This window comes from Sphingobacterium sp. B16(2022), assembly GCF_012030425.1.
In the GTDB taxonomy this organism is placed as follows: domain Bacteria; phylum Bacteroidota; class Bacteroidia; order Sphingobacteriales; family Sphingobacteriaceae; genus Sphingobacterium; species Sphingobacterium anhuiense.
In genome coordinates this window covers 951,265-976,360 of sequence record NZ_JAAUVN010000002.1, presented here as the reverse complement: position 1 = coordinate 976,360, position 25,096 = coordinate 951,265, and the positions used below count along the sequence as shown (strand labels likewise).

21 protein-coding genes are annotated in these 25,096 nt (G+C 35.3%); 9 read left to right on the top strand and 12 right to left on the bottom strand.

Annotated features, from left to right (window positions below; all coding sequences use genetic code 11):
* Nucleotides 1-8 precede the first annotated feature (8 nt).
* A complete protein-coding gene (gene aroC, locus HCX49_RS14190) occupies nt 9-1,112 on the top strand; it encodes a chorismate synthase (protein ID WP_132842160.1) in 1,104 nt (367 codons plus the stop codon).
* Nucleotides 1,102-1,962, top strand: coding sequence for an ROK family protein (locus HCX49_RS14185; protein WP_021191202.1), 861 nt, complete (start codon nt 1,102-1,104; stop codon nt 1,960-1,962). Before aroC ends, HCX49_RS14185 begins: the two co-directional genes overlap by 11 nt.
* Nucleotides 1,963-1,982: 20 nt before the next feature.
* Here HCX49_RS14185 and HCX49_RS14180 read toward each other — a convergent pair whose 3' ends face one another.
* The gene (locus HCX49_RS14180) at nt 1,983-4,397 is read right to left on the bottom strand and encodes a thiamine pyrophosphate-dependent enzyme (protein ID WP_168127446.1); all 2,415 of its coding nucleotides are present in this window, start codon (nt 4,395-4,397) and stop codon (nt 1,983-1,985) included.
* A 212-nt stretch (nt 4,398-4,609) separates the two neighbouring features.
* Here HCX49_RS14180 and HCX49_RS14175 point away from each other — a divergent pair, with 212 nt between their 5' ends.
* The 4 genes from HCX49_RS14175 to HCX49_RS14160 all read left to right on the top strand — a co-directional run bounded on the left by HCX49_RS14175 (nt 4,610) and on the right by HCX49_RS14160 (nt 7,887).
* A complete protein-coding gene (locus HCX49_RS14175) occupies nt 4,610-5,788 on the top strand; it encodes a DEAD/DEAH box helicase (protein WP_168127445.1) in 1,179 nt (392 codons plus the stop codon).
* A gap of 85 nt (nt 5,789-5,873) precedes the next feature.
* On the top strand, nt 5,874-6,620 hold the full coding sequence (locus tag HCX49_RS14170) for a hypothetical protein (RefSeq protein WP_132772619.1): 747 nt from the start codon (nt 5,874-5,876) through the stop codon (nt 6,618-6,620).
* Nucleotides 6,620-7,423 carry a DUF1080 domain-containing protein gene (locus tag HCX49_RS14165; protein WP_237682805.1) on the top strand — a complete coding sequence of 268 codons (804 nt, stop codon included), beginning with the start codon at nt 6,620-6,622 and terminating at the stop codon, nt 7,421-7,423. Before HCX49_RS14170 ends, HCX49_RS14165 begins: the two co-directional genes overlap by 1 nt.
* Before the next feature lie 11 nt (nt 7,424-7,434).
* Nucleotides 7,435-7,887: an NUDIX domain-containing protein gene (locus HCX49_RS14160; protein ID WP_021191207.1), complete on the top strand. Its 453-nt coding sequence runs from the start codon at nt 7,435-7,437 to the stop codon at nt 7,885-7,887.
* A 550-nt stretch (nt 7,888-8,437) separates the two neighbouring features.
* Here HCX49_RS14160 and rlmH read toward each other — a convergent pair.
* On the bottom strand, nt 8,438-8,911 hold the full coding sequence (rlmH, locus tag HCX49_RS14155) for a 23S rRNA (pseudouridine(1915)-N(3))-methyltransferase RlmH (RefSeq protein WP_132842155.1): 474 nt from the start codon (nt 8,909-8,911) through the stop codon (nt 8,438-8,440).
* Between the two features lie 497 nt (nt 8,912-9,408).
* On the opposite strand from rlmH, the gene HCX49_RS14150 reads away from it, so the two are divergent.
* Entirely contained in the window at nt 9,409-10,290 is an 882-nt protein-coding gene (locus tag HCX49_RS14150) for a DUF3078 domain-containing protein (RefSeq protein WP_168127444.1), read from the top strand.
* A gap of 59 nt (nt 10,291-10,349) precedes the next feature.
* Here the strand turns inward: HCX49_RS14150 and HCX49_RS14145 are convergent, their stop codons facing one another.
* The 5 genes from HCX49_RS14145 to pheT all read right to left on the bottom strand — a co-directional run bounded on the left by HCX49_RS14145 (nt 10,350) and on the right by pheT (nt 16,892).
* On the bottom strand, nt 10,350-10,874 hold the full coding sequence (locus tag HCX49_RS14145; protein WP_031289036.1) for a hypothetical protein: 525 nt from the start codon (nt 10,872-10,874) through the stop codon (nt 10,350-10,352).
* Between the two features lie 1,129 nt (nt 10,875-12,003).
* Nucleotides 12,004-13,557, bottom strand: a complete 1,554-nt coding sequence (gene rny / locus HCX49_RS14140) for a ribonuclease Y (protein ID WP_132772610.1) — start codon at nt 13,555-13,557, stop codon at nt 12,004-12,006.
* A gap of 247 nt (nt 13,558-13,804) precedes the next feature.
* Nucleotides 13,805-14,095, bottom strand: a complete 291-nt coding sequence (locus HCX49_RS14135; protein ID WP_021191210.1) for a cell division protein ZapA — start codon at nt 14,093-14,095, stop codon at nt 13,805-13,807.
* A 55-nt stretch (nt 14,096-14,150) separates the two neighbouring features.
* Nucleotides 14,151-14,459 carry a hypothetical protein gene (locus tag HCX49_RS14130; protein WP_021191211.1) on the bottom strand — a complete coding sequence of 103 codons (309 nt, stop codon included), beginning with the start codon at nt 14,457-14,459 and terminating at the stop codon, nt 14,151-14,153.
* Nucleotides 14,460-14,495: 36 nt separating this feature from the next.
* A complete protein-coding gene (gene pheT, locus HCX49_RS14125; RefSeq protein ID WP_168127443.1) occupies nt 14,496-16,892 on the bottom strand; it encodes a phenylalanine--tRNA ligase subunit beta in 2,397 nt (798 codons plus the stop codon).
* Between the two features lie 410 nt (nt 16,893-17,302).
* Here pheT and purL point away from each other — a divergent pair, with 410 nt between their 5' ends.
* On the top strand, nt 17,303-20,977 hold the full coding sequence (gene purL / locus HCX49_RS14120) for a phosphoribosylformylglycinamidine synthase (RefSeq protein WP_168127442.1): 3,675 nt from the start codon (nt 17,303-17,305) through the stop codon (nt 20,975-20,977).
* 75 nt (nt 20,978-21,052) lie between these two features.
* On the opposite strand, the gene HCX49_RS14115 is transcribed toward purL, so the two are convergent.
* The 5 genes from HCX49_RS14115 to HCX49_RS14095 form a co-directional block, all read right to left on the bottom strand.
* A complete protein-coding gene (locus HCX49_RS14115) occupies nt 21,053-21,499 on the bottom strand; it encodes a DoxX family protein (RefSeq protein ID WP_132772605.1) in 447 nt (148 codons plus the stop codon).
* 384 nt (nt 21,500-21,883) lie between these two features.
* Entirely contained in the window at nt 21,884-23,026 is a 1,143-nt protein-coding gene (locus tag HCX49_RS14110; RefSeq protein WP_132770117.1) for a glutathionylspermidine synthase family protein, read from the bottom strand.
* A complete protein-coding gene (locus HCX49_RS14105) occupies nt 23,026-23,400 on the bottom strand; it encodes a hypothetical protein (protein ID WP_132770120.1) in 375 nt (124 codons plus the stop codon). The genes HCX49_RS14110 and HCX49_RS14105 overlap by 1 nt, the downstream gene beginning before the upstream one ends.
* 2 nt (nt 23,401-23,402) lie before the next feature.
* Nucleotides 23,403-23,696: a hypothetical protein gene (locus HCX49_RS14100; protein WP_021191215.1), complete on the bottom strand. Its 294-nt coding sequence runs from the start codon at nt 23,694-23,696 to the stop codon at nt 23,403-23,405.
* Between the two features lie 141 nt (nt 23,697-23,837).
* Nucleotides 23,838-24,329 (bottom strand): hypothetical protein, encoded by a 492-nt coding sequence (locus HCX49_RS14095; protein ID WP_021191216.1) that lies wholly within the window; start codon nt 24,327-24,329, stop codon nt 23,838-23,840.
* An 86-nt stretch (nt 24,330-24,415) separates the two neighbouring features.
* Between HCX49_RS14095 and HCX49_RS14090 the strand changes: the two genes are divergently transcribed.
* Entirely contained in the window at nt 24,416-25,066 is a 651-nt protein-coding gene (locus tag HCX49_RS14090; RefSeq protein WP_132770122.1) for a YiiX/YebB-like N1pC/P60 family cysteine hydrolase, read from the top strand.
* Nucleotides 25,067-25,096: the final 30 nt, after the last annotated feature.

Below are 25,096 nucleotides of genomic sequence, written 5' to 3'. Positions count from 1 at the left end.
ATTAAATCATGGCAGGAAATTCATTTGGCGATTTATTTAGAATTAGCACTTTTGGGGAATCTCACGGAAAAGCGATTGGTGTTATTTTAGATGGCTGTCCTCCAAATATAGCTATTGATGAGGACTTTATCCAAGCAGAACTTGATAAACGTAAGCCCGGTCAATCAAAAATAACCACACAACGCAAAGAAAGTGATACAGCACAAATTCTTTCTGGCGTATTTGAGGGCAAGTCTACAGGAACACCTATTGCCATACTTATCCCAAACGAAGATCAAAGATCGAAAGATTACTCACATATAAAAGATATCTTTAGACCATCACACGCAGACTATACATATCATATGAAATATGGTCATCGTGATTACCGAGGTGGAGGTCGCTCATCGGCTAGAGAAACTGCAGCTAGAGTTGCCGCAGGAGCAATTGCCAAATCCTTTTTAAAACAACATGGAATAGAAATATTTGCGCACGTATCAGGTGTTGGCAAAATTGAATCTCCAAATTTAGATACAAAAGATTTAGAAGCATTGTTAGATTTGAGAGAATCTAATATTGCACGATGTGCTGATCCTGCTACAGCGAATGAAATGATTGAATTCATTGATGCTGTTCGTAAATCAGGTGATACTGTAGGAGGACGCATTTCAACTATTATTAGAAATGTACCAGTCGGATTGGGTGAACCTGTTTTTGACAAATTACATGCGGATCTAGCTAAGGCAATGATGAGCATCAATGCCGTACACGGTTTCGAATATGGATCAGGATTTGCTGGCTCTGAATTACTAGGTTCACAGCATAACGATCTTTTTGTATCTGAAGAACATGATATCCATCGTACTAAAACCCATACCAATTTCTCTGGAGGAATACAAGGTGGTATTTCAAATGGTATGGACATCACATTTAAAACAGCTTTCAAGCCTGTTGCTACTATTATGAGAGATCAACAGACAATTGATTCAAATGGTAATGAAGCTACAGTTCAAGGAAAAGGAAGACATGATCCTTGTGTAGTTTCCCGAGCTGTTATTATTGTTGAGGCAATGGCTGCATTAGTTATTGCTGATCATTTATTAAAACAATCTAGTTACAAAAATGTCAGATAAAAGTGAATTCATTTTAGGAGTGGATATCGGCGGCACACATATTAGCGCCGCTATAGTAAATAAATTAGATTGGAAAATTATTCCGAATAACGTGGTGAGAAACCACGTTTTTTCGCAAGAAAATGCTAAATCGATTTTCCTTACTTGGGCAAACACAATTAACAGTTGCGTAGAAGCTGCTGGATCTATGGTAAAACACATTGGAATAGCAATGCCTGGCCCTTTCGATTATGAAAATGGTGTGTCTATGATGACTGGACAAAGCAAATATGATGACCTATATAAAATGAATGTCAAAACCCCGTTGGCAACATTAATAGGAATTCCAGAACAAAATATTCATTTCATTAACGATGCCGCGGCTTTTTTGCAAGGAGAGGTTTTTGCTCAACATCTAAATACAAAAGAAAGAATTTTAGGAATCACTTTAGGTACAGGTCTCGGTTCAGCAGTCTGGAACAAAGGAGAAAAATCTTTCGATGCCGATCTTTGGAACACACCATATAAAGATTTAATTTTTGAAGAGTTTTTAGTAACCAGATGGTTTATAAAACGGTTTAAGGAACTTACAGATATTGAAGTAACGGGACTTAAACAAATTATCAATGAGCATCAACAAAACCCTGCCTTTAGCATATTATGTGAGGAATATAGCATCCATTTATTGGATTTTCTTGATTTCTTCAGTAAAAAATATAATTGTATAGACTTTGTAATCGGAGGAAATATTGCAAAAGCACTACCTATACTATTGGGTCAAAAGAAAAATCAAGTAGAAGCATATAATATAAAAACTGCAATTCTAGGAGAAGAGGCGGCAATTATTGGTGCTGCCGCTCAATTCTCATAAAAGTATCTATCCCTCACTGACTAAAATAGTGAGGGATATTTATCCGGATTACCTTCGTTCATCATTTCAAAGACAGTTTCCACAATATCATCGCTCGAAGGTTTTGTGAAATAATCACCATCAGAGCCATAAGGAGGCCTATGTGCTTTAGCACTCAACGTTCTAGGCTGACTATCTAATAAATAATAACCATTTTGATCCTCCAATATTTGCTGCATTATAAATGCCGATGCACCACCAGGGACATCCTCATCCACAACCAATAATTTATTCGTCTTTTTTAACGATTCAGCACATAAATGAGCTTTATCAAAAGGCTGTAAAGTTTGAGCATCAATAATTACAACACTGATGCCCAATCGATCCAGTTCCATCGCAGCCTCTTCGACCACACGTAAAGTAGAACCATATGAAACAACAGTAATATCAGCACCTACTCTAATGCACTCAGCATAACCAATCGGGATCGTAAAGTCACCAATATTATCTGGTAAACGTTCTTTTAAACGATAACCATTTAAACACTCGATCACAAGAGCAGGCTCATCGGATCTAAACAAAGTATTATACATTCCAGCAGCTTGCGTCATATTACGAGGAACACAAATATGCAACCCCCTTAAAGTCCCCAAGATCATAGACATTGGGGAACCCGAATGCCAGATACCCTCTAAACGATGACCACGAGTACGAATAATAACAGGCGCTTTCTGTCCCCCAAACGTACGATAACTCAAACTCGCCAAGTCATCGCTCGCCACCGTAATACCATAAAGAAGATAATCTAAATATTGAATTTCAGCAATAGGCTTAAGTCCCCTAATAGCCAATCCAATTCCTTTCCCTATAATAGAATTCTCTCTAATTCCAGTATCAAATACTCTATGTTCTCCAAACTTCTCTTGTAGACCAGCAAACCCTTGATTTACATCACCAATTTTACCAACATCCTCACCAAATGCTAACAAGCGCTCATCTCGACGGAAATTCTCTTCGAAGCATAAGTTAAGAACTTCCCGGCCGTCAATAAATTTAGCATCATCAGAATATTGAGGGGCGATAACTTGGACATTTTCCGGACCATCAACTCCTGTGGTAAATAATTTCGAATTATATCGGGATTCATTTACCCCTTGTTGAAGTTTATACCAAGCCAATAAAGCACCTTTACCTTCAATATCCTTCCCTTTCAGTTCACGAATAACCTTGCGGACAGTACTATAAACCTCCTTCAAAGAAGGTTCAGTTAAAGATTGCAATTGTTTTAAAGGTAATTCGACCAGTTCGTCATCAATTTGACTTAAAAGTCCAATAGCCTGTGAAGCATCAACAGCTAAAGCTTTATTATAATCAGACCAGGCACGTCTCTGCTCCTTCCTCACGAAATCCTTCGCTTCTTCATCAATTAAATTCAACTGCTCAGCAGTTGCAATATCCGAATCAATCAACCATTGATGCATTTTAGCAATACAATCATGCTCAAGCTCCCAGTTTAAACGCTCTTTCGACTTATAACGTTCATGAGAACCAGAAGAAGAATGCCCCTGTGGTTGAGTCAACTCGATAACATGAACAATACAAGGCGTATGGTGCTCCCTAGCATATTTTGCAGCTCGCTCATAAGCCTGACAAAGTCCTGGGTAATCCCAGCCTTTTACTTTAAATATCTCAAAACCGTTAGATCCATCTTCCTTCTGAAATCCTTTCAAAACTTCGGAGATATCCCCTTTAGTCGTTTGCACCTCATTCGGAACCGAGATTCCATAACCGTCATCCCATATCGAAATAACAACAGGAATCTGTTTAACACCTACAGCATTGACAACTTCGAAAAATACTCCCTCTGAAGTTGACGCATTACCTACAGAACAAAAGACAACCTCATTACCCCCATTAGAAAAATACTTTAAATAAGATAAATTCGGATTCTCACGATACAGTTTTGAAGCTAGGCCAAGACCTAAGATACGAGCCATTTGCCCGCCAGTAGTCGAAATATCTGAGAAAGTATTCTTTTGCTTCGTTTGGTCCAACCAATTACCTTCCTCATCAATAACACGGACTGAAAAATGACAATTCATTTGACGCCCCGCAGAAGAAGGATCATACTCAACATCAGGATGAGCATATAATTGCGAAAAAAAATGATAAATTGAGGTCATTCCACTTGCAAAGGCCAAGGTTTGGTCCCTATAATATCCGGAACGCCAATCACCCTTTTGAAATACTTTAGACACTGCAATCTGCGCCAGTTCCTTCCCATCTCCAAAAATTCCAAATTTTGCTTTTCCTGTTAAGACTTCCTTACGTCCCAATAGACTAACATATCTGCTCTCTACTGCAACCCTATAATCTTCAACAATGATCTTTCTAAAGTCATCAAAACTTAATTTCGAATTTAAATCACTGCCTTGGTCTAATGTGGTTTCCAACATATTATATTTTCAGTTTCCAACAAATTTAATAAAAATAATATTCTAAAATAATCATTATTAACATTAATAAATAATTGGAGATAGCTATTTAAACAATATAAATAATTGCTTAACGGAATTAGCACTTACAATTAGCTTATAGCTACTCTACTAAAGAATATTATCAATTTAGTCACTAAATCTTATCTTTGGTAAAATAAAACATCAAAACTTTGAAATTTCAAGATCTTAATATTCATTCAAGTCTTTTATCCATCTTAGAGCAATCAGGATTCACAATCCTGACATCCGTTCAAGAACTTGTGATTCCTCATATACTAAATAAAAAAGATCTTATTGCGATTGCTCCTACAGGAACAGGAAAAACCGAAGCGTTTACAATACCCATCTTACATCGCTATTTCACACAAGAAATTACATTACAGGAGCAGACACTTATATTAAATCCTACAAGAGAATTAGCGTTGCAAACACAAAGCCGTATAAATAAGCTCATTCAAAGCTACCCCGTTACAACCATCACACTTGTTGGAGGACAGGCTTATGATATGCAGCTAGCAGGACTATTGCAAAGTCCTACTATACTTATAGCGACCCCTGGCCGTATCTTAGATCTTATTGACCAAGGGAAAATTACATGTAATACTATTAAAACGCTGGTTATAGATGAGTTTGATCAGTTATTACAGCTAGGTTTTATTAAAGAAGTAAATCAAATTTTAAAGCATTTACCAAATAAAAAACAAAGCCTTTACTTTTCAGCTACACTTCCTAAAGATATTTTGAAAATTGTGAATAAAACGTTGAAAAATCCAATTAAAATTGAAATAGAAAAGGAAGTGAAGAAATGCACGATCGAAGAAAGTGTATTTTATGTAGACAGAACCAATAAAAAAAATCTGATCAAGTACTTAATCGAGTTAAACCCGGAAGAACAGATACTGATCTTTAGCAGAACAACACATGCAGTAGATCGTATCGTAGCGGATTTAAAAAAAGAAGGAATTGTCGCCGAAGGGCTTTACGCAGATAAAGCGCAGAAAAATAGAACGCAACTATTAACGGCTTTTAAATCAAAAGAAATTCAGATACTTGTTGCCACAGACCTACTGGCTAGAGGAGTAGATATCGAAAACCTTCCCATGGTAATAAATTACGAAGTCCCGGATAGTGATTCCTTATACACGCATAGAATTGGGAGAACAGGAAGAAGTATGACAACAGGTAAAGCTTATACCTTTTGCGACGCACAAGACAATAACAAGTGGATCCAATTACAATTATCATTAAATAGACAAATAAAAATAAACGACCAGCACCCTTATATATTAACCTGGGAACAAATGATTTCCACAAGTCAAGTCAAAACAGCTAAGAAGAAAAAAAAATAAGGAATCGAAATTGTTGCACATCCTTATATCCCATTCCTAATAAAATGTCTATTTTTACTAATTATCATAATGATCGAAATTTAATATGAGTACGGTACATTTATTTAACGACAGTGAAAACTCAAATGAAAATCTGCTAGGGGATCTTTCAAAAACTATCAATATTAATTCTTTACTGGAGATTCCGTTTAAAGAACGTGATGAAAAATGGGTAGCAGAATTTTTAGACAACATAGGTGAGTCAACCTTCCAGCTGGCAGCATCAGAACTAATCATAGGTCCTGATGGATATCCTTATTTTCAATTAGAAAATGCACCGAAAGATCAAAATTTTCAAGCTTTTGTGATCAAACATAAATTGAAATCATTCCTTCTCAAAAAAGGTATGGGGCTTGCTATTAATACGCATCAAGAGCAACCAGACTGGATCTTCTCATATGGTGACCTAGTCAACTATTCCTTAAATAATGAATTCTATTCTGATGAGTCTATTTTTTCAAAAAAAACGGAAGAGGCTCACATTGATAAAGATGAAAAAATCTTAGTGGGACAACCTTCAGAAACAATTCTACCAAAAGACTTACGCCATAATTTGAGAGAATACTTAGTAAACATGGGGATCAAAGAACCCAAAATTATGTTGATAGCAAGAAATTATGATGATGAAACTTTGGTAAGTCAGGATTTAGTTTTTAATATTACACCAGCTATGTTTCAGACTGAGCAAGATTTTAAACAAATTATGGCATCTATATCTTGGTTTTTACCGAGGCATTATTCCTACATGGGTATAGACGAGCAAACAGTTGAAAATGGTTTTATGCCTTTATAATGATGAAACTCAAATATATATTGCCGATCGGCTTATTAGCACTGTCTGCTGCCTGTGCTACACAGCATCATTCAAAAAATCAAAATAAGAACGGGTGGATCAGTCTGTTCAACGGAAGAAATCTTGATAATTGGATTGTGAAAATACACCATCATGATGTTGATGTAAACTTTGCCAATACCTTCCGAGTAAAAGACGGTGTAATACAAGTCAATTACGATAGCTATGGTGATTTTAATGAGCAATATGGACATCTTTATTATAAAACGCCCTATTCAGATTATCACGTTAAGCTAGAATATCGATTCTATGGAGATTTACAAAAGGGTGCACCATCCTATACCTTACGGAATAGCGGACTTATGTTTCATTCACAAGATCCAAGAACGATGCCTAAAGAGCAGGATTGGCCAATCTCAGTTGAAATGCAATTTTTAGGAGGGTTAAGCGATGGAAACCCGAGACCAACCGGCAATATGTGTTCTCCAGGAACAGATATCGTCTATAAAGGAAAAAAATTGGAATCACATTGTCTAGAATCAACCTCTAAAACATATGATGGAGATCAATGGGTCAAAGCAGAATTGATCGTACATGGTGATTCATTGATAACACATATCATTAATGGGGATACTGTCCTTCAATATAGCCAGCCAACGATAGGTGGCGGAGTGGCAAATAGGTATGACCCAAGAATAAAAATTGATGGCAAAAAGCTAAAACAAGGATTTATAGCCTTGCAAAGCGAAGGTCAGCCTGTGGAATTCAAAAATATTTATCTTAAAGATTTATCAAAAAAATAAAATAATAGCACATGTTTCCTTTTAATGTAAGAGTATATGGAATTTTGATTAATGATGATAATGAAGTACTCATCAGCGATGAGAAAACTGAAAATGTATCGTTCACCAAATTTCCTGGAGGTGGTTTAGAATACGGAGAAGGACTTATTGATGCCCTAAAAAGAGAATATCAAGAAGAATGCAACTTTGATATTGAAATCTTATCACACATCTATACAACTGATTTTTATGAAAAATCAAGCTTTAATGACAGTCAGATTATTTCAATATATTATTTAATCAAAAACAGCACCCCCATTCAGATCCGAACCACAAAAAAAGAATTTGACTTTGAAGGCCAGGAATATGAAGATGGTAAAGCGCAATCTTTTAGATGGGTAAAAATAGAAAACTTGAAAGAAATTAATCTAACATTCAAAACCGACCAAATGGCATGGAATATTTTTTATAAGGATATAAAATAAATTTGTATTTATAAAAAAAAACATTAAATTTACGTATACCAATAAAAAAATTACCTTTTATAGAAGGAACCTAATAAGTTATTTTGTTAAGACTATTCCAGATTTAAAAAAGTAAAACTTTGGTATACTGAATTTTGCAAATTCCTAGTTCTATAGGTATTTTAATAGTTAGTGTGATTTTATGGCGATACTCCCGGTATCGCCTATTTTGTTTTAATAAAAGTCCAGACACTTAAGTGCAGGAACTTACATTGCTTCAAAAATTATATTGAAAATATATACTTTTATACAGGATCTCTACGCATTTATAATCAAATCACTAAAACTAAAAGAGGCTCTAAACGAAGAATAGAACCTCTTGTGAAAAGTTCGTGCTATAAATCGTTTAGACAAAATAAGCCAAAAGCAATACAATAATAATACAAACAATAATAATAATCTTAGTGACTCCTGAATTATTATCATCGCTCTTAAAGTGATAATCTCTTTTACTTGGTAACATATGTAACTCCTTTCTTTAATTGATGCATAAATTATATTAATTCCACAATTATTCGTGATGATAAGGCTCACCTTTTAAAATTGAAAATGCGCGATAGGTCTGCTCAACAAAAAACAAACGAATCATCTGATGCGAAAATGTCATCTTTGATAATGATATTTTCTGATTAGCACGCTGATAAATCTGATCATCAAAACCATAAGGCCCTCCTATAACAAAGATAAGATGCTGCGTACTCTGAATCATATTCTTTTCCAAATAAGAAGCAAATTCCAAAGAACGATACTCCCTCCCAAACTCATCCAGTAAAACAACAGTATCCAAAGAATTAATATGTTTCAGCAAAAGTTGTGCTTCCTTTTCCTTTTGTTGTTCTTTCGTTAGATTTTTACTATTCTTGATATCTGGAATAACTACGAGATTGAAGGTTATATAAAACTTTAATCGTTTCAAGTATTTTTCAATTCCTTCAATCAAATATTTATCATCTGTCTTCCCAATGCACAACAAAGTTATTTTCATAAATCATTCTCTTTCTACAAAAATGACTTATTTTTTGATTATTTTGTAATAAAAGTTCCAATTATTAAACAAGCGAACTATTAACTTTGTTTAATATGCTAGATTTGGAACAGTTAAAGCTACCCTATTTCTATCAAAGTCCTAACACCTGCTGCCAAATCGACTCACAAGTAAATGATGCATCAATCTGTATCCTATTTTTCAGACATCGGATTACGACCAAACCCTCTCCCCTAATAAAAAACTAGCACAACAATCAAATAATCATCTTGATCACAAACAGTTCCATATGACCTCCTTTTCTAATTCCTATTTAGATCTGAGCAATTACTTTTTTAAGAATAGTGATTCTTAATACACATCATATTGTTTGCAAAAAACAGTGTTCTTCTAGACAAAGGTTGTTTTTTTTGATTGTTTAATAATAAAATATTGACTTTAACTAAACAATCTAAGTTGGCTTTGTGTTTAAGCTTTTAGACTTAAAAAAATGAAATATGAATAAAATAAAACTTTTATTGTTTACAGCCATCTTTCTAATAATTAACAAAGGTCAGGCACAAGTTGATTCGACAAAGAATTGGACCATGCATGGAGAGAACACATTTCTGATTAACCAAAGTTCATTCTCGAATTGGGCTGCCGGGGGAGTCAATTCTTTCGCAGGCAACATAATCTTAAATTATGACTTCAACTATAAAAAAGAAAAATGGTCTTGGGATAATAAAGTAATTGCAGCTTATGGTCAAACTTTTCAAAAGGAAACAGATTGGAGAAAAAATGACGACCGATTATCTTTAAACAGTTTATTGGGTTACCAAGCTAAAGAACATTGGCTGTACACCTTTTTTCTTAATTTTAACACCCAATTTGCCAAGGGTTATGATTATACATCCGCAAATAAAAAATTGCTATCAGAGGCCTTTGCTCCTGCCTATTTAAGCTTTGGTCCCGGTATAGCTTATAAAAAATCAGATAATTTAAAATTTAACTTGTCTCCCGCAGCCGTTCGCTTTGTTATTGTTAAGAATGATAGCCTAGCGCCAAATTATGGACTGGATCCTGGAAAAAATACACGCGTAGAATTTGGTGCTTCATTTGATGCCTATTATAAAACACAAATTATGGAGAATGTTACTTTTGAAAATATCCTAAAACTTTATTCCAACTATTTAGAGAAGCCACAAAATGTAGATATTGACTATACGGCCAATCTAAATATGAAGGTGAACAAATGGATTACAGTAAATGCAGGTGTACAGTTAATATATGATGATAACACCAAACTTCCTAAAATAGAAAATGGAGTTCAAGTAGGCAAAAAATCTGATCTACAAGTGAAACAAATACTAGGAGCTGGTATTACTTACAAATTCTAATAATGTAAAAAAGCCTTGTTCTTAGTAAAGAACAAGGCTTCCAAATAACTATATAAGTTTTAATATTTTAGCTTAACCTTTCTAAAAACAAAATGCCAAAGCCAAATAGGACCTACGGAAATTAATGTCCAAAATTCACCTAATGAAATAGCTTTATTCTCTTTAGACTTACCCCACCATAATGCAGCTAAAGAAACTGCTGTAATCACTCCAGAAACAAGTAATACACTTGGTCCACCATCCCGCTCAATATATTCGAGTTGCACAATAAAATAACTCATTATGCCTATACATAGTAAAACAGCATAAGATAGTGTTGGAGAAAGCTTTAAATAATAATAGATAAGCACGGCAATAAAAAATGAACCCCAGTTCAGAAAAGTATGCCATCCCAATTTAACCAAAAAATCAAATTGAGGAAATGGAATCATCCAAATCAGTCCCATTAAACCAAAAAAGAATAACGGTAAAAAAATAATTTGAAAAATTCGATTCGTAGGATTCTGAAAATTTGCATTTAAATTCTCAAAATATTGATCAACTGGTCTTTTTACTTCTTGAACGGGCGGTTGCTTTTTCTTCATCTGATCTGCGTTATAGTTGCTATGCAATATGAACTGCAAAAATACTAAAAATAAAAGTTGAAAGTAAGGCGAAATAGCGATTAAAAACAAAAAAAGCCAGTCTCTAAATAAAACTACTCTGTTGAAAACCGAATATAATGCCAATAATACATCTTAATCACTAAATAGGATCAAAAAGAAATCTAAAACACTTATTTTCATTACGGTACAAATATTCAAAAATTACTTAAGAGACAGCTTTTCTTATTAGAGACTAGATAGCAAGGGATGATATTTTCACGCTCAGAAGCAAAAATATCTTAACATATGCTTTATGCCAGGATGTTCTCTATTTAAGTTTAGAGTGACTACAATACATAAAAGACAATGGAACCTTGGACCTTTCGACACGATAAATGTAGAAATCATTTTGCGTAAACGCAGTAAAGCAAAGCACAATGGCTTATTGATTTCTCCCTCCCGCCTACATATATCACAATATGGCGGACTGACTATGCGCCTTTAGTCAATCATGATGCGCAAAGGCAATAAAGCAACGCGCTATGGCCGATTGGTTTATCTCCATAGCCATAGTATCGTGCATTATGGCGATACATTTCGATACTCTGGGTAGTTCATATTGCGACACGGCATATTGAAAATTCGGGATGGCCTTTAAGTATCGCTACGTAACATGCTTTTAAGGTAACCCTATTTAACTATTAAGAATAAACGATTTACAAACAAGTAACGTTGCAATACTATTTAGCCCCCTGTTAAAACCCAAAGTACTCCTCGCAGAAACTCTCTGCACCTACGGAAAGTGTTATTTTTACTCGAATCTTTTCATAATCATCTTTGGGAGCTTATTTTTCAGTCAAGCGAAACGAAAAATCCATGTAACAACTTTGCTTTGCAGTATGGTGAAATAAAATAAACAGAAGGATTTGTGCGCAAACTATACCGCGATAAGATCAATCACATGCTCCTGCTTTCCATGTTACGTAGAATAATGAGCTACTTTGAATATATAACAGTAAAAACATCCTCTTAACAGCTCAAAATATAGCTCAAATCATTAAAAAAAACTAAGGCTGTCTCAAATAAATGAGACAGCCTTAGTTTTAAGCTATATTTTTAAAATCTCGTTTTATTTCGCGTAGGCGACAGAACGGATTTCACGAATAACAGTTACTTTAATTTGACCTGGATAAGTCATCTCAGTCTGAATTCGGTTTGAAATATCAGCGGCTAGAATCTCAGCCTGTGCATCAGATATCTTTTCACTTTCAACAATAACACGTAATTCACGACCGGCTTGTATAGCGAAAGTTTTTTCAACGCCTGGATAAGATAATGCTAGATCTTCTAACTCCTTTAGTCGTTTGATATAACTCTCCACGACTTCACGGCGAGCCCCAGGACGAGCTCCTGAAATAGCATCACAAGCTTGTACAATTGGTGAAATCATTGCCGTCATTTCAACTTCATCATGGTGAGCACCGATAGCATTACAAACATCAGGATGTTCTTTATACTTTTCAGCCAGTTGCATTCCCAAAATAGCATGTGGCAATTCTGGATTATCATCAGGCACTTTACCAATATCATGTAAAAGACCAGCACGTTTTGCATGCTTAACGTTTAACCCCAACTCTGCTGCCATTGTAGCTGCAAAATTTGCAACCTCACGGGAGTGCTGTAACAAGTTCTGTCCATAAGAAGAACGGTAACGCATACGACCGACCATACGGATCAATTCCGGGTGTAAACCGTGAATACCAAGATCAATAGCTGTACGTTCACCTATTTCAACAATTTCGTCTTCTATCTGTGTACGTGTCTTTGCAACTACCTCCTCAATACGCGCAGGGTGGATACGTCCATCTGTCACAAGACGGTGCAAAGCCAAACGAGCGATTTCACGACGAACAGGATCGAATCCCGATAAAATAATTGCTTCAGGGGTATCATCAACAATGATCTCAACACCAGTAGCAGCTTCTAATGCACGAATATTACGTCCCTCACGTCCAATAATACGGCCCTTGATTTCATCATTCTCAATATTGAAAATAGAAACCGTGTTCTCAATAGCAGATTCTGTAGCCGTACGTTGAATGGTCTGGATGACCACTTTTTTAGCTTCTTTTGTTGCTGTCAATTTAGCTTCATCAACGATATCTTTAATTTGGCTAATTGCTTGTGAACGTGCCTCTTCACGCAAAGAGTCGACCAGTTGATTTTTAGCTTCTTCCGCTGTAACTCCAGCAATACCTTCCAGTTGTTTAATCTGCTGTAACTTTAACTGCTCGACTTCCTCAGACTTACTTTCATTTACTTCAACAAGCTTTTCAAGCTGTTTACGGGTTCCATCTAATTCTTGTTTTTCGCGGTTTAAATTCTCAAGCTTCTGATTGACAGATTGTTCCTTCTGGCGTAAGGTATTTTCCTTTTGACTGATTGTATTATTTCGCTGACTGACCTCTTTTTCATGCTCTGATTTTAGCTGTAGAAACTTCTCTTTAGCTTCTAAAAGCTTTTTCTTTTTCAGATGTTCTGCTTCTTGATCTGCCTCTTTTATAATGCTTTTCACCTTTTCTTGAGCTTCTGCTGTTTGTTTACTAAACAAAAGAGCTAAAAGATAACGGCCAATTGCAATACCAACAATCAGAGAAAGTATGATATAAATTGCGATGTCCATGTAATATTAATTGTTTATATGTATTTTATTTATTTATAATTTTCAAAAAAAAACCGCAATTAAATAACGGGTATCTAATATTATTAAACTTCTATATCATATGATTAGGCTATGATCATGGTCCAGATGGCTTACGCAAAATGACCTACATCTTTTTCGCCTGTAATATTGAAGCGTTAAGTTTAAAATAGTGACAACCCGAATTCAACTGCGGCAAATTCGTTTAGTAAAGCGCTATAAAGAACGATTATTTTGTAAAGAAATTAGATAATAGCTGATCCAGTTCATGAACTGATTGCTCTAAACCTTGATCTTGTGTTTGAACTTGTCGCTCAGCTTTCAACATTCCTGTTGCGTACTGAAGGACGCACATTGACAATAAATCCTGTTTATCACGAACAGTATAGCTATCTTGTAACTCTTTTACTTTTTCATTAATCAATTTCGCTGCATGGCGGATTATCTCCTCCTCTGCTGTATCAACACGTAGCGGATACACACGATCAGCGATATTTATTTTGATGGAAATCTCTCCCATTGTTATTTGAGCTTTACGTTGTATTAGTAAGTTATCCTTGTACTACACTCTTCACTTACTTCAACAAACTAATACATTTGTCTATTTCTCGCACAAAATCGTTAATTTTTTGCTTTGTGTCAAGTATTTTCTCATTAATTGCATCCTTATCGGCTTCAGAACTATCAAGAGAACGAGCAACTGCCATTGCTTTCATTTGCTCCTCCATTTGCTTATTCTTATCGCTACTCGTATTGAAAGCGACTTGAAGCGATTGAACCTCTAATTTAAGTAAATCATTTTCTTCTTGCAAGACTTCGCACATTTGAATCAAATTTTTCGTTTTCTCAACGATAATATTCATTTGTGAAGATAATGCTGCCATATACTAAATTTATACAATTAAATGTTATTATTCAAATTAACCACGCACTTCTGCGTTTACTTCTTTCTCAAAGTTAAGAATTAATTTTTGAACTATTGCGTCAATTTGTTTGTCCATTAAAGTTTTTTCCTCATCCTCGATAATAAAACTCAAAGCATATGATTTTTTGCCTGCAGGAATCTTGTCTCCCTTATAAACATCAAATACTTTAACCTCTTTTAAGAGTTTACGTTCGGTTTTATGCGCGATTGTTTCCAATTGTTTGAACGTAACTGCTTCATCGATCAACAACGATAAATCACGTTTTACAGCAGGAAACTTAGATACCTCTTTAAACTTAATAACATTTTTACGGATGATCTTCAGTATTTGATCCCAGTCAAAATCAGCAAAAAACACTTGCCCATCGACGTCAGCTTTGGATAAAGCAACATCAGATACCGCTCCGAAAGTTACTAAAGGTTTTGTACCCTTCATATAACTTAATCCGTAAGCGAAATGATCGGTAGGTGCATCTTCCAACTGAAGTCCTTCAATTTTCAATCTTTTCAAAATAAGATCGACAACCGCTTTCAGATTGTAAAAATTTACCGATTGCTTACTATTGTTCCATTGCTCAACTTCCAACTTTCCACTAATAGCAATAGCCAAGTGCTGTTTCTCTTTATATCCCTCACCATCGATCGAATATGTTTTTCCAATTTCAAAAACCTTCAAATCAGAATTTCTTCTCTTTTGATTATAAGAAACTGCTGTTAAAGCTGAAAACAACATATTTTGTCTCATGGTATCCAAATCAGAACTTAATGGATTACACAAACGAACGGCGGTCGCTTCATCATTTACATAATCCAACTTCGTTAATGAATTCGAAAGAATTTCTCTAAAACCATTTGCAATAAGCAAATCTGCTAGTTGATTTAAAACAACCTCTTTATCAGGTTTTTCTGAAGTATTTAAAGATGACTTTATCTGTGGTTTCAATGCGACGTTATTGTAACCGTAGATACGCAAAACCTCTTCTATCACATCCACCTCACGCGTAACATCAACACGATAAGCAGGAACTAATACATCAATACTATCTGCCGATTCTTTTTCAATACCGATACCTAAGGCAACTATAATTGATTTTATTTCCTCATTAGGTATATCCTGACCGATTAATTTACGGACATTATGGTAATTGACATTAAAAGCAAATGGATTTATAACAGCAGGATAAATATCGGTAATATTAGAAGTGATCTCACCACCAGCGATCTCTTGAATCAGAATAGCCGCCTTTTTTAAGGCATTAACGGTAATATTTGGATCAGTTCCTCTTTCATATCGGAAAGAAGAATCTGTTTTCAGATGATGACGCTTTGCTGTTTTACGTACTGAAACTGCATTAAAATATGCTGACTCTAAAAATATGTTTGTAGTCGATTCTGAAACGCCTGAATTAGCACCACCAAAAACACCAGCGATGCACATTGGCTTCTCAGCATCGGCAATAACAAGATCTTCAGCAGAAAGCTTACGCTCAAAACCATCTAAAGTGACAAAAATCTCATCTTGTTTCGCTTGTCTTACAGTAATTTTATTACCTGCAATCTTATCTTGATCAAAAGCATGAAGTGGCTGACCCAAGTCATGTAATATAAAATTAGTAACATCAACGATGTTATTAATGGGACGAATACCGATAACGTTTAAACGCTCCTTTAACCAATCAGGGGATTCAGTTACTTTAACACCTGAAATATTAATTCCTGAATATCTTGGACTGCCGGAATGATTTTCTACAATTACTTCTGTATTGACACCAGACCCTTCTTTAAATTTAGAAAGATCAATTTGCTTCATTTCAGATCTAAAATATGCGGCAATATCACGAGCGACACCTAAATGTGAAGCTGCATCTGCACGATTCGGAGTCAAACCAATTTCATATCGGTAGTCATCTTCGATCTGATAAAAATCTTTGACAAGTGTACCAACCTCAGCATCTGAAGGAAGTTCTACAATACCTGCATGCGAATTGCCTAAACCAACTTCATCCTCCCCGCAGAGCATTCCTTCAGAAACTTCACCACGGATTTTTGATTTATTGATCTTAAAAGGCTCACCGCTAGTTGGATGAACTGTTGAACCAACTGTCGCAACAATAACTTTTTGACCGACTGCTACATTTGGAGCTCCACAGACAATATTTAACAACTCGGGCTGACCAACATCAACCGTTGTAACTTTCAATTTATCTGCATTCGGATGTTGTTCGCATGATTTTACTTCCCCTATGACCAACCCTTCTAAACCTCCTGGTATACTTTGGACCACATCTAAAACCTCAACCTCTAATCCTACGTTAGTTAGAATCAAAGAAAGCTCTTCTGGTTTTTTATCAATATCGATATGATCTTTAAGCCACTTATATGAAATATTCATTTTAGAATCTTATTTTACGCACAAACTTAGATAAATTTGCTCTGATTCGCAATATAATTACAGTCTTATCCATGCAAATTTATCGTTTTATCCTCTACCCTTGAGAGTTTATTACTACCTATAATATTAAAATTTGTATGTAAATAACCAATTCAGTTTTATAGACTGGCTCAGTTTCTATATTTAAGTAATAAAAAAAGAAAACGTATGGGCAGCTCATTTACAGCATATAAAACTTAAAATCGTAAGTACTTCAAAAATTAAAAAGAAGTTGAGATCAAGCAAAAGATGAACCGCTTAAGAGTAAAAAATATTTTTACGATTATTTAGCACTTTTCATTCCTAATAAGTCAAAGGATTAACGTAAATTTGTATTTTAATTTGAAGAACGTTCAAAACTTACAGTTATAATGATTCATTTCTTTGTGAACCCAAGCGACATCGTTTACGGTGTGCAAACCCTACAAGATTTATCAACCGATGATATCTCTAAACTAAACTGGCTATTTGGAAACGCTACCAAAATCGAAAAAGCAACCTTAAACGATTATTATGTTGGTCCTCGTGCAGCTATGATTACTCCATGGAGTACCAATGCCGTAGAGATAACCCAAAACATGGGTATTCAAGGGATTATTCGAATTGAAGAATTCCATAAGGCACAAGCTGATTTTATCGATTTCGACCCAATGATTTCTCAAAAATATGAGTCATTGACACAAGAAATGTATACCATCAATATTGCTCCTGAATCTATTTTAGAAATTGAGGATATTGATGCTTATAACAAACAAGAAGGTCTTTCTTTAAATCCTGAGGAAGTTCAATATCTTTCGGACTTAGCAACAAAATTAGATCGTAAGTTAACCGACTCAGAAGTATTTGCCTTCTCTCAAGCAAATTCAGAACACTGTCGCCATAAAATATTCAACGGTACTTTTATTATCGATGGCGAAGAACAGCCGACATCGCTTTTCAAATTGATTAAGAAAACATCTGAAACAAATCCCAACGAAATCGTTTCGGCATATAAAGATAACGTAGCTTTTGTTAAAGGCCCACGGATCACCCAATTTGCACCACAATCTGCAGATAAGCCAGATTTTTACGAAGAAAAAGAATTTGACTCTGTACTTTCTGTAAAAGCAGAAACACATAATTTCCCAACTACCGTTGAACCTTTCTCAGGAGCAGCAACTGGTTCAGGAGGTGAAATTCGCGACCGTTTAGCTGGAGGACAAGGATCATTACCTTTAGCAGGAACAGCGATTTATATGACGTCTTACTCCCGCTTAGAAGAAAACCGTCCTTGGGAACAAGCGATGGAAGAACGTCCATGGTTATACCAAACTCCAATGGACATTTTAATCAAAGCTTCCAACGGTGCTTCAGATTTTGGCAATAAATTTGGACAGCCTTTAATAACAGGATCGGTCTTAACATTCGAACATGAAGAAGATGCCCGAAAATTAGGATTTGACAAAGTAATCATGCAGGCTGGTGGTATAGGCTATGGTAAATTGAACCAGGCAAAAAAACATACTCCAAAAATTGGTGATAAGATCGTTATACTGGGTGGTGAAAATTACCGTATCGGTATGGGGGGAGCAGCAGTTTCTTCTGCTGATACAGGAGCTTTCGGTTCCGGTATTGAATTAAATGCAATTCAACGTTCAAATCCAGAAATGCAAAAACGTGCCGCAAATGCAGTTCGTGGAATGGTGGAATCCGATCACAATCCAATTGTATCTATTCATGATCATGGTGCAGGAGGTCACTTAAACTGCCTTTCAGAACTAGTAGAAGAAACAGGCGGCCTAATTGATTTAGATGCACTACCTGTAGGTGATCCTACCCTATCAGCAAAAGAAATTATCGGTAACGAATCTCAGGAAAGAATGGGATTAGTGATCGGTGAAAAAGATATTGACACGTTAAAACGCGTTGCCGATCGCGAACGCTCTCCAATGTACACTGTTGGCGATGTAACAGGAGATCACCGTTTCACTTTCGAATCAAAAACAACCGGTGAAAAACCAATGGATTATGCCTTAGAAGATTTCTTCGGGTCATCTCCCAAAACAATTATGAAGGATACAACTGTCGTTAGAAATTACGCAGATGTAAATTACAGCACTGAAAATATCCCAACTTACCTAAAACAAGTGCTGCAATTAGAAGCAGTAGCCTCTAAAGATTGGTTAACCAATAAAGTTGACCGTTGTGTTGGCGGACGTGTTGCTAAACAACAATGTGTTGGTCCATTACAATTACCATTGAATAACGTGGGAGTAATGGCATTAGATTACAAAGGTAAAGAAGGTGTAGCAACTACAGTAGGTCATTCCCCCGTAGCAGCAATTATAGACCCTGCAGCGGCAAGTCGAACGGCTATTGCCGAATCATTGTCAAACTTAGTATTTGCTCCTATTAAAAATGGTCTTGCAGGTGTATCACTGTCGGCAAACTGGATGTGGGCCTGTAACAACGAGGGTGAAGATGCTCGCCTTTATAAAGCTGTCAAAGCATGTTCAGATTTTGCTTTGGAATTAGGAATCAATATCCCTACAGGAAAAGATTCACTATCGATGAAACAAAAATACCCGAACGGTGACAATGTCATAGCTCCAGGTACTTTGATCGTTTCTGCAGCTGGTAACTGTACGGATATTACAAAGGTTATAGAACCTGTGCTAAATAAAAATGCTGGTTCTATATACTATATCAATCTATCAAAAGATAGTTTCAAATTAGGCGGTTCTTCATTCGCTCAGATCTTAAACAAGATTGGTAAAGAAGTTCCAACCATTCAAGATGGAACATATTTTAAAACGGCTTTTAATACGATTCAAGATTTAATAAAAGCTGGACAAATTGAAGCTGGTCATGACATTGGTTCAGGAGGTTTAATTACGACTTTATTAGAACTGACATTTGCAGATGTAAACTTAGCTGCAAATTATGATTTATCAAGCTTAGGTGAAGCAGATACTGTAAAAGCACTATTCAATGAAAACATTGCTGTTGTTTTACAGGCAAAAGATGACGCTACATTTGAAAGTACTTTCGCCGCTGCTGGTATTGATGCTGTTAAGATTGGAGAAGCAATCTCAGGTGCAGAAGTTTCCTTCAAAAATAATGCTGACACGTTTACTTTCAATGTTGTAGAAACTCGTGATACTTGGTATAAAACGTCTTTCCTATTAGATTCAAAACAATCTAAAAATGGAACTGCTCAAGCTCGTTATGATAATTACAAAAATCAGCCATTGAATTTTGTATTCCCAAATCACTTCACGGGGTTGAAACCTGCAATAGACGAATCAAAACCTAGACCAAAAGCAGCTATCATTCGTGAAAAGGGTTCAAATTCTGAACGCGAAATGGCAAATGCGATGTTCTTAGCGGGATTTGATGTAAAAGATGTCCACATGACTGATTTAATTTCAGGACGTGAAACACTAGAAGACATTCAATTTATTGGTGCTGTTGGGGGATTCTCGAACTCTGATGTTCTAGGTTCTGCAAAAGGTTGGGCTGGTGCATTTTTGTACAATGAAAAAGCTAAAACGGCATTAGAAAATTTCTTTAAACGTCCTGACACCATGTCGGTAGGTATTTGTAACGGCTGTCAATTGTTTATGGAATTAGAATTAATCAACCCAGAACACGGAGTTCATGGTAAATTACTTCATAATACTTCACAGAAACATGAATCTAATTTCTTATCCGTTACCGTTCAAGAAAACAACTCGATCATGTTATCAACGTTAGCTGGTACAACATTAGGGGTATGGATCTCACATGGTGAAGGTAAATTCAATTTACCTGAAGAAGAGTCACAATATAATATTGTTGCTAAGTACGCTTACGATCAGTACCCTGCAAACCCTAATGACTCTGATTATAATACAGCTATGCTTTGTGACAAAACTGGTCGTCACTTGGTAACCATGCCACATATTGAGCGCTCAACATTCCAATGGAATTGGGCAAATTATCCGAAGGATCGTCAAGATGAAGTGACACCTTGGTTAGAAGCATTTGTAAATGCCCGTACTTGGATTGAAAAAAATAAAAAATAGTTTTCTATACGGAAAAAATAAAAAAACCTCTTGCATGAATTGCAGGAGGTTTTTTTTGAATTGATATAATCAATATTAAATCTTTCTCTCATAACCAGGTCTATTCATTAAATTATCTAATGAATATTTACCCGAACCCATAACAAGAAATAAAATAAGCAAAAGTAGAACAACAATGGACAACCATAATTCTCCATTAAGAAAACTAAATCCATGCGTTAAGTTTACAAAAAATACAGCACCAAACAAGATCGGCAAAAGAACTAGACAAGCTAACCTGGTCTGGAAGCCAAAAATAATAAACATCCCACCGACAATCTGGGCAAAAACAATATAATGCACCCCTCCCCAAATATAAAATGTATAGTTAACTTGCTGCACCAAAGAACTAACCCGATCTAGATCACCAACAAAGCTCATTCCTTTGATTAAAATTAAGAATCCTACAGCAATCCGTAGGTAATCTATCCATTGCGGATGATGCGTATCACCCCAATGCTCAATTTTGTGAATAAGGTTCATAATATTATTCCTTTCTTATTGATTTATAGCTACAACAAACCTAAATTAGTTTTGTTTTTATATAATTTTCAACAAAGAATAATAGCTGTTTTTAATAAAAAAAAGTAATTTTAATATATTGCTAATATAAATAGATGTATCCTTATCATAATAAAATAAAACAGCGTATTGCTAATGGAGAATTCATTACATATGAGTATGTACCGAAGTACAAACAAATTGCACCATGCATGTTGCTATACTTTAAAACTGAACCGTACATTCGGCCGATAAGAGAACATCGGTTCCAAGAATATGAACAAATATTCCGGACTTTAAAGCAGGAATTAGAATGTCCAAAAAGTAAATAGTCTATTTGGGATAAAAAGGATCATCAATTTTTGATCAATGCTTAATGATATGCGGAACAAATCGACTCTTATCCGTGGTGATGGGCATAGTCGATTCTCTAAAACTTATACCACACGGTTCCTGTCCAATAATCCAGCTGCCTATGATAGAAAAACCCGATTCTTCTTTATGAAGTGTGGCCAGCTCTTGATAAATATACCCTTCATGTCCATATGCACCAGATGTTGAATAAATGAGCTCCTTATCATAATACATTGCGATATTAGCACCCTCCCTGGATAGAATAGGTTTTTTAATGTAATTCCTAAGTGTTCTCTGCTCTTCAAAATAAGCTGGCAATAAGTTATCATGATGCGGAAACAAATCCCATAATATGGGTAAAATAGCTTTGTTAGACAGTATCATTTTCCATGAAGGCTCTATCCATTGAGTTTTATTGATATCATTGAGAATATGGTGCCCAAACTCCTCATGTACCATCCATTCCCAAGGATACAATTTAAATATAGATTGGATCGAGTCACCCTCTAAATCAATAAATGAATTTCCATTCCAACCAATATCGTCGATGTAGATCAATTGTGTTTGGATGCCAGCTTGTGTGGCCGTATCTCTTAAATATTCTACATTGGTCAGATCCTCCAATGTCTCCTTTGCACAAGTGAAATACAAAATATCACCTTTGAGATAAGGTTTAATATCTTTCCAAGAAGTGATCAATTGCTCATGTACGCTATTAAACTGATCGACTGATTCTGAAAAATAATGGTTTTTCCAATACCACTGGACAATGCCACACTCAAATAAAGAAGTCGGTGTATCCGCATTAAACTCCAGTAACTTTAATTTTCTTTTACTGCTATCATAAGCAAAATCAAAACGACCATAAATTGAAGGAGATTCACTTTCCCACGACTGTTCGATATGAGGTACCATATGATCGGGAATATGAAATAAAGCGTAAAGCTTATTTGCAATCACATGTTCAACTGCTTTTAGACACATATCCCAAACCTCAGCTGTTGCTTGATAAATAGTGTCTGCTTCATTACTAGTGATTTCGTAGTAATAATTATCTATCCAGTAAGGTTCATCATGATCCGAATGATAACCATATCCAATAGCCGTTAATCTAGATTTCCAATTTGGATCAATCGTAAGATGTTTAATTTTCATTATGAACCGACAGAAGAAGAGTGGGAAGAAGCAGCAGTATTGCCAAAACCACCTCGCTTTGCTTGATATGCAGCAGATTTTTTAGCATTAGTACCAGAAACAGAACTGGGATTTAGATTATTGTTCGCATATCCCATTCCTCCCCCAAGATGTCTAAAGGCCATAAACCACAAAAGAGAAGACCCCATACCTCCTCCCGTACGATGCTGATCCTTATAATCATTTGTAACTTCTGTATAAGGAGCAGTAGAATCAGCACGCATAAAAACACGCTGTTTATTTTTATCCTCCGGAGGAGACTGAGCAGTTCCACATGAGGCCAAAACGGAAGTAATTAATACTAATTTAATCGCTGAAGATGTTTTTTTTCTCATAATTACTGTACGGTTACGTAAATAGGAACTTCACTAAGTGTTTGAGCAGAATCCCCAACACTCCAGGTATTCACTTTCTTTGCTGTAATGATCGTATCACTTTGAGAAGCAATTTGCTCTCCATTAAACCAGATATGCTGTTTAGTAATATGCAGGACTGAATCACCCTTCACTTCGGTCACTAAAACCACTTCACGAGCAGACTTTTTATCTAACTGCTCTAATGGCTTATCTTGTTGCGCATTGGAACAACTCATGAAAACCATGACTGGAAGTACGAATAAAATATATTTCATTTCAACGGAATTTAAACAAGAAGAATACTGCTAGCTATTCTGATAGCTTAGAAAATAATAGGGCAATTTACAAAAAACTAAATACAAAACATTAAAAAAACAGTACTTAGCGAACGTTTAAAACGATAGATAATGATTTGATTAAAATTCTTTATCGTATGTACGATTCCAATGTTTATTGCTGTCCAAAGGAGTTGGAATAACACGATACTCAAGGTTTATTCCATTTAATCTTCTTTTTTTGATCCGTTTATTTACTTCGTTAATAAAGGCAATATGGGTAATTCGGTAAGTTCCAAAACTTGTTCCTCTTATATCTTCTCTATCCAACAAATCCTCAACCAATTCAAAATTAAAAAAGCATCCTAAATAATCCTTCCAAAAGAAAATAGGATTGTCAATTTTATCCAAATAACTGTCTTCAGGATAACATAATTCACCATCCTCAACTTCAAAGTGGTCGGATAATACCTTATTTGTATGAGCTACAAATTCTTTCGCAACTTCTTCATCTTCGATTGGAAGAAATGAAATTACATCTTCCTCCTCTAAGCTATCAAACATCAAATGATTATTGAAGCAATGAATCAATTCGGGCAATAATTCCACCACATCATTATACATTTTTCCCATCTTGCAAAGATACAAACATTCTATCATTACATAATTATTTTTAGCTAATGATTCTATTTACATCAAATTGCATGTAAATTTATGCCATGAAAGCACAAAGAATATTCTTCAGCATCCTAGTTATACTTTTATCCCAACTTTGTTTTGCTCAAAAAGTTGAAACTAAAAACCTTAAAAATGGTGATCTTATCTTTGTAGAGGCGGAACAAGAAAATCTATCTGGAGCTATAAACCGTGTGACACAACGTGACAAAAAAAATTCTTTTGATCACATTGGACTCTTAGAAGTTGAGCATGATTCTATTTTTGTTTTACACGCAAGTTCCAAAAATGGATCCATACGTCAAAACTTAAAAGATTTTTATGATTCTCAAAAAAATAATCAAAACAATTTAGTCGTTTACAGACTAAAAAAAGAATATCAGAAAGCTATACCCCTAGCGATAAAAACTGCAAAAAATATGCTGGGAAAACCGTACAATTGGAGCTATATTTTAAATGAAAACACTTACTATTGTTCCGATTTTATCGAAAGAGCTTTTAGAAAATCTCAAATTTTTACCTTAGAGCCCATGACCTTCATCAATCCTGCTACGGGTGAAATAGACAACTTTTGGAAAGATTTTTATAACAAACAAGGACTGGAAGTTCCTGAAGGAAAACTAGGTTGCAATCCCAATGGATTGGCAGCGTCAGAAAAATTAACAAAAATCGGTTTTCTAACACCCTTAAATTAATTAGAATATCATTAAAATTAATTTTTATCG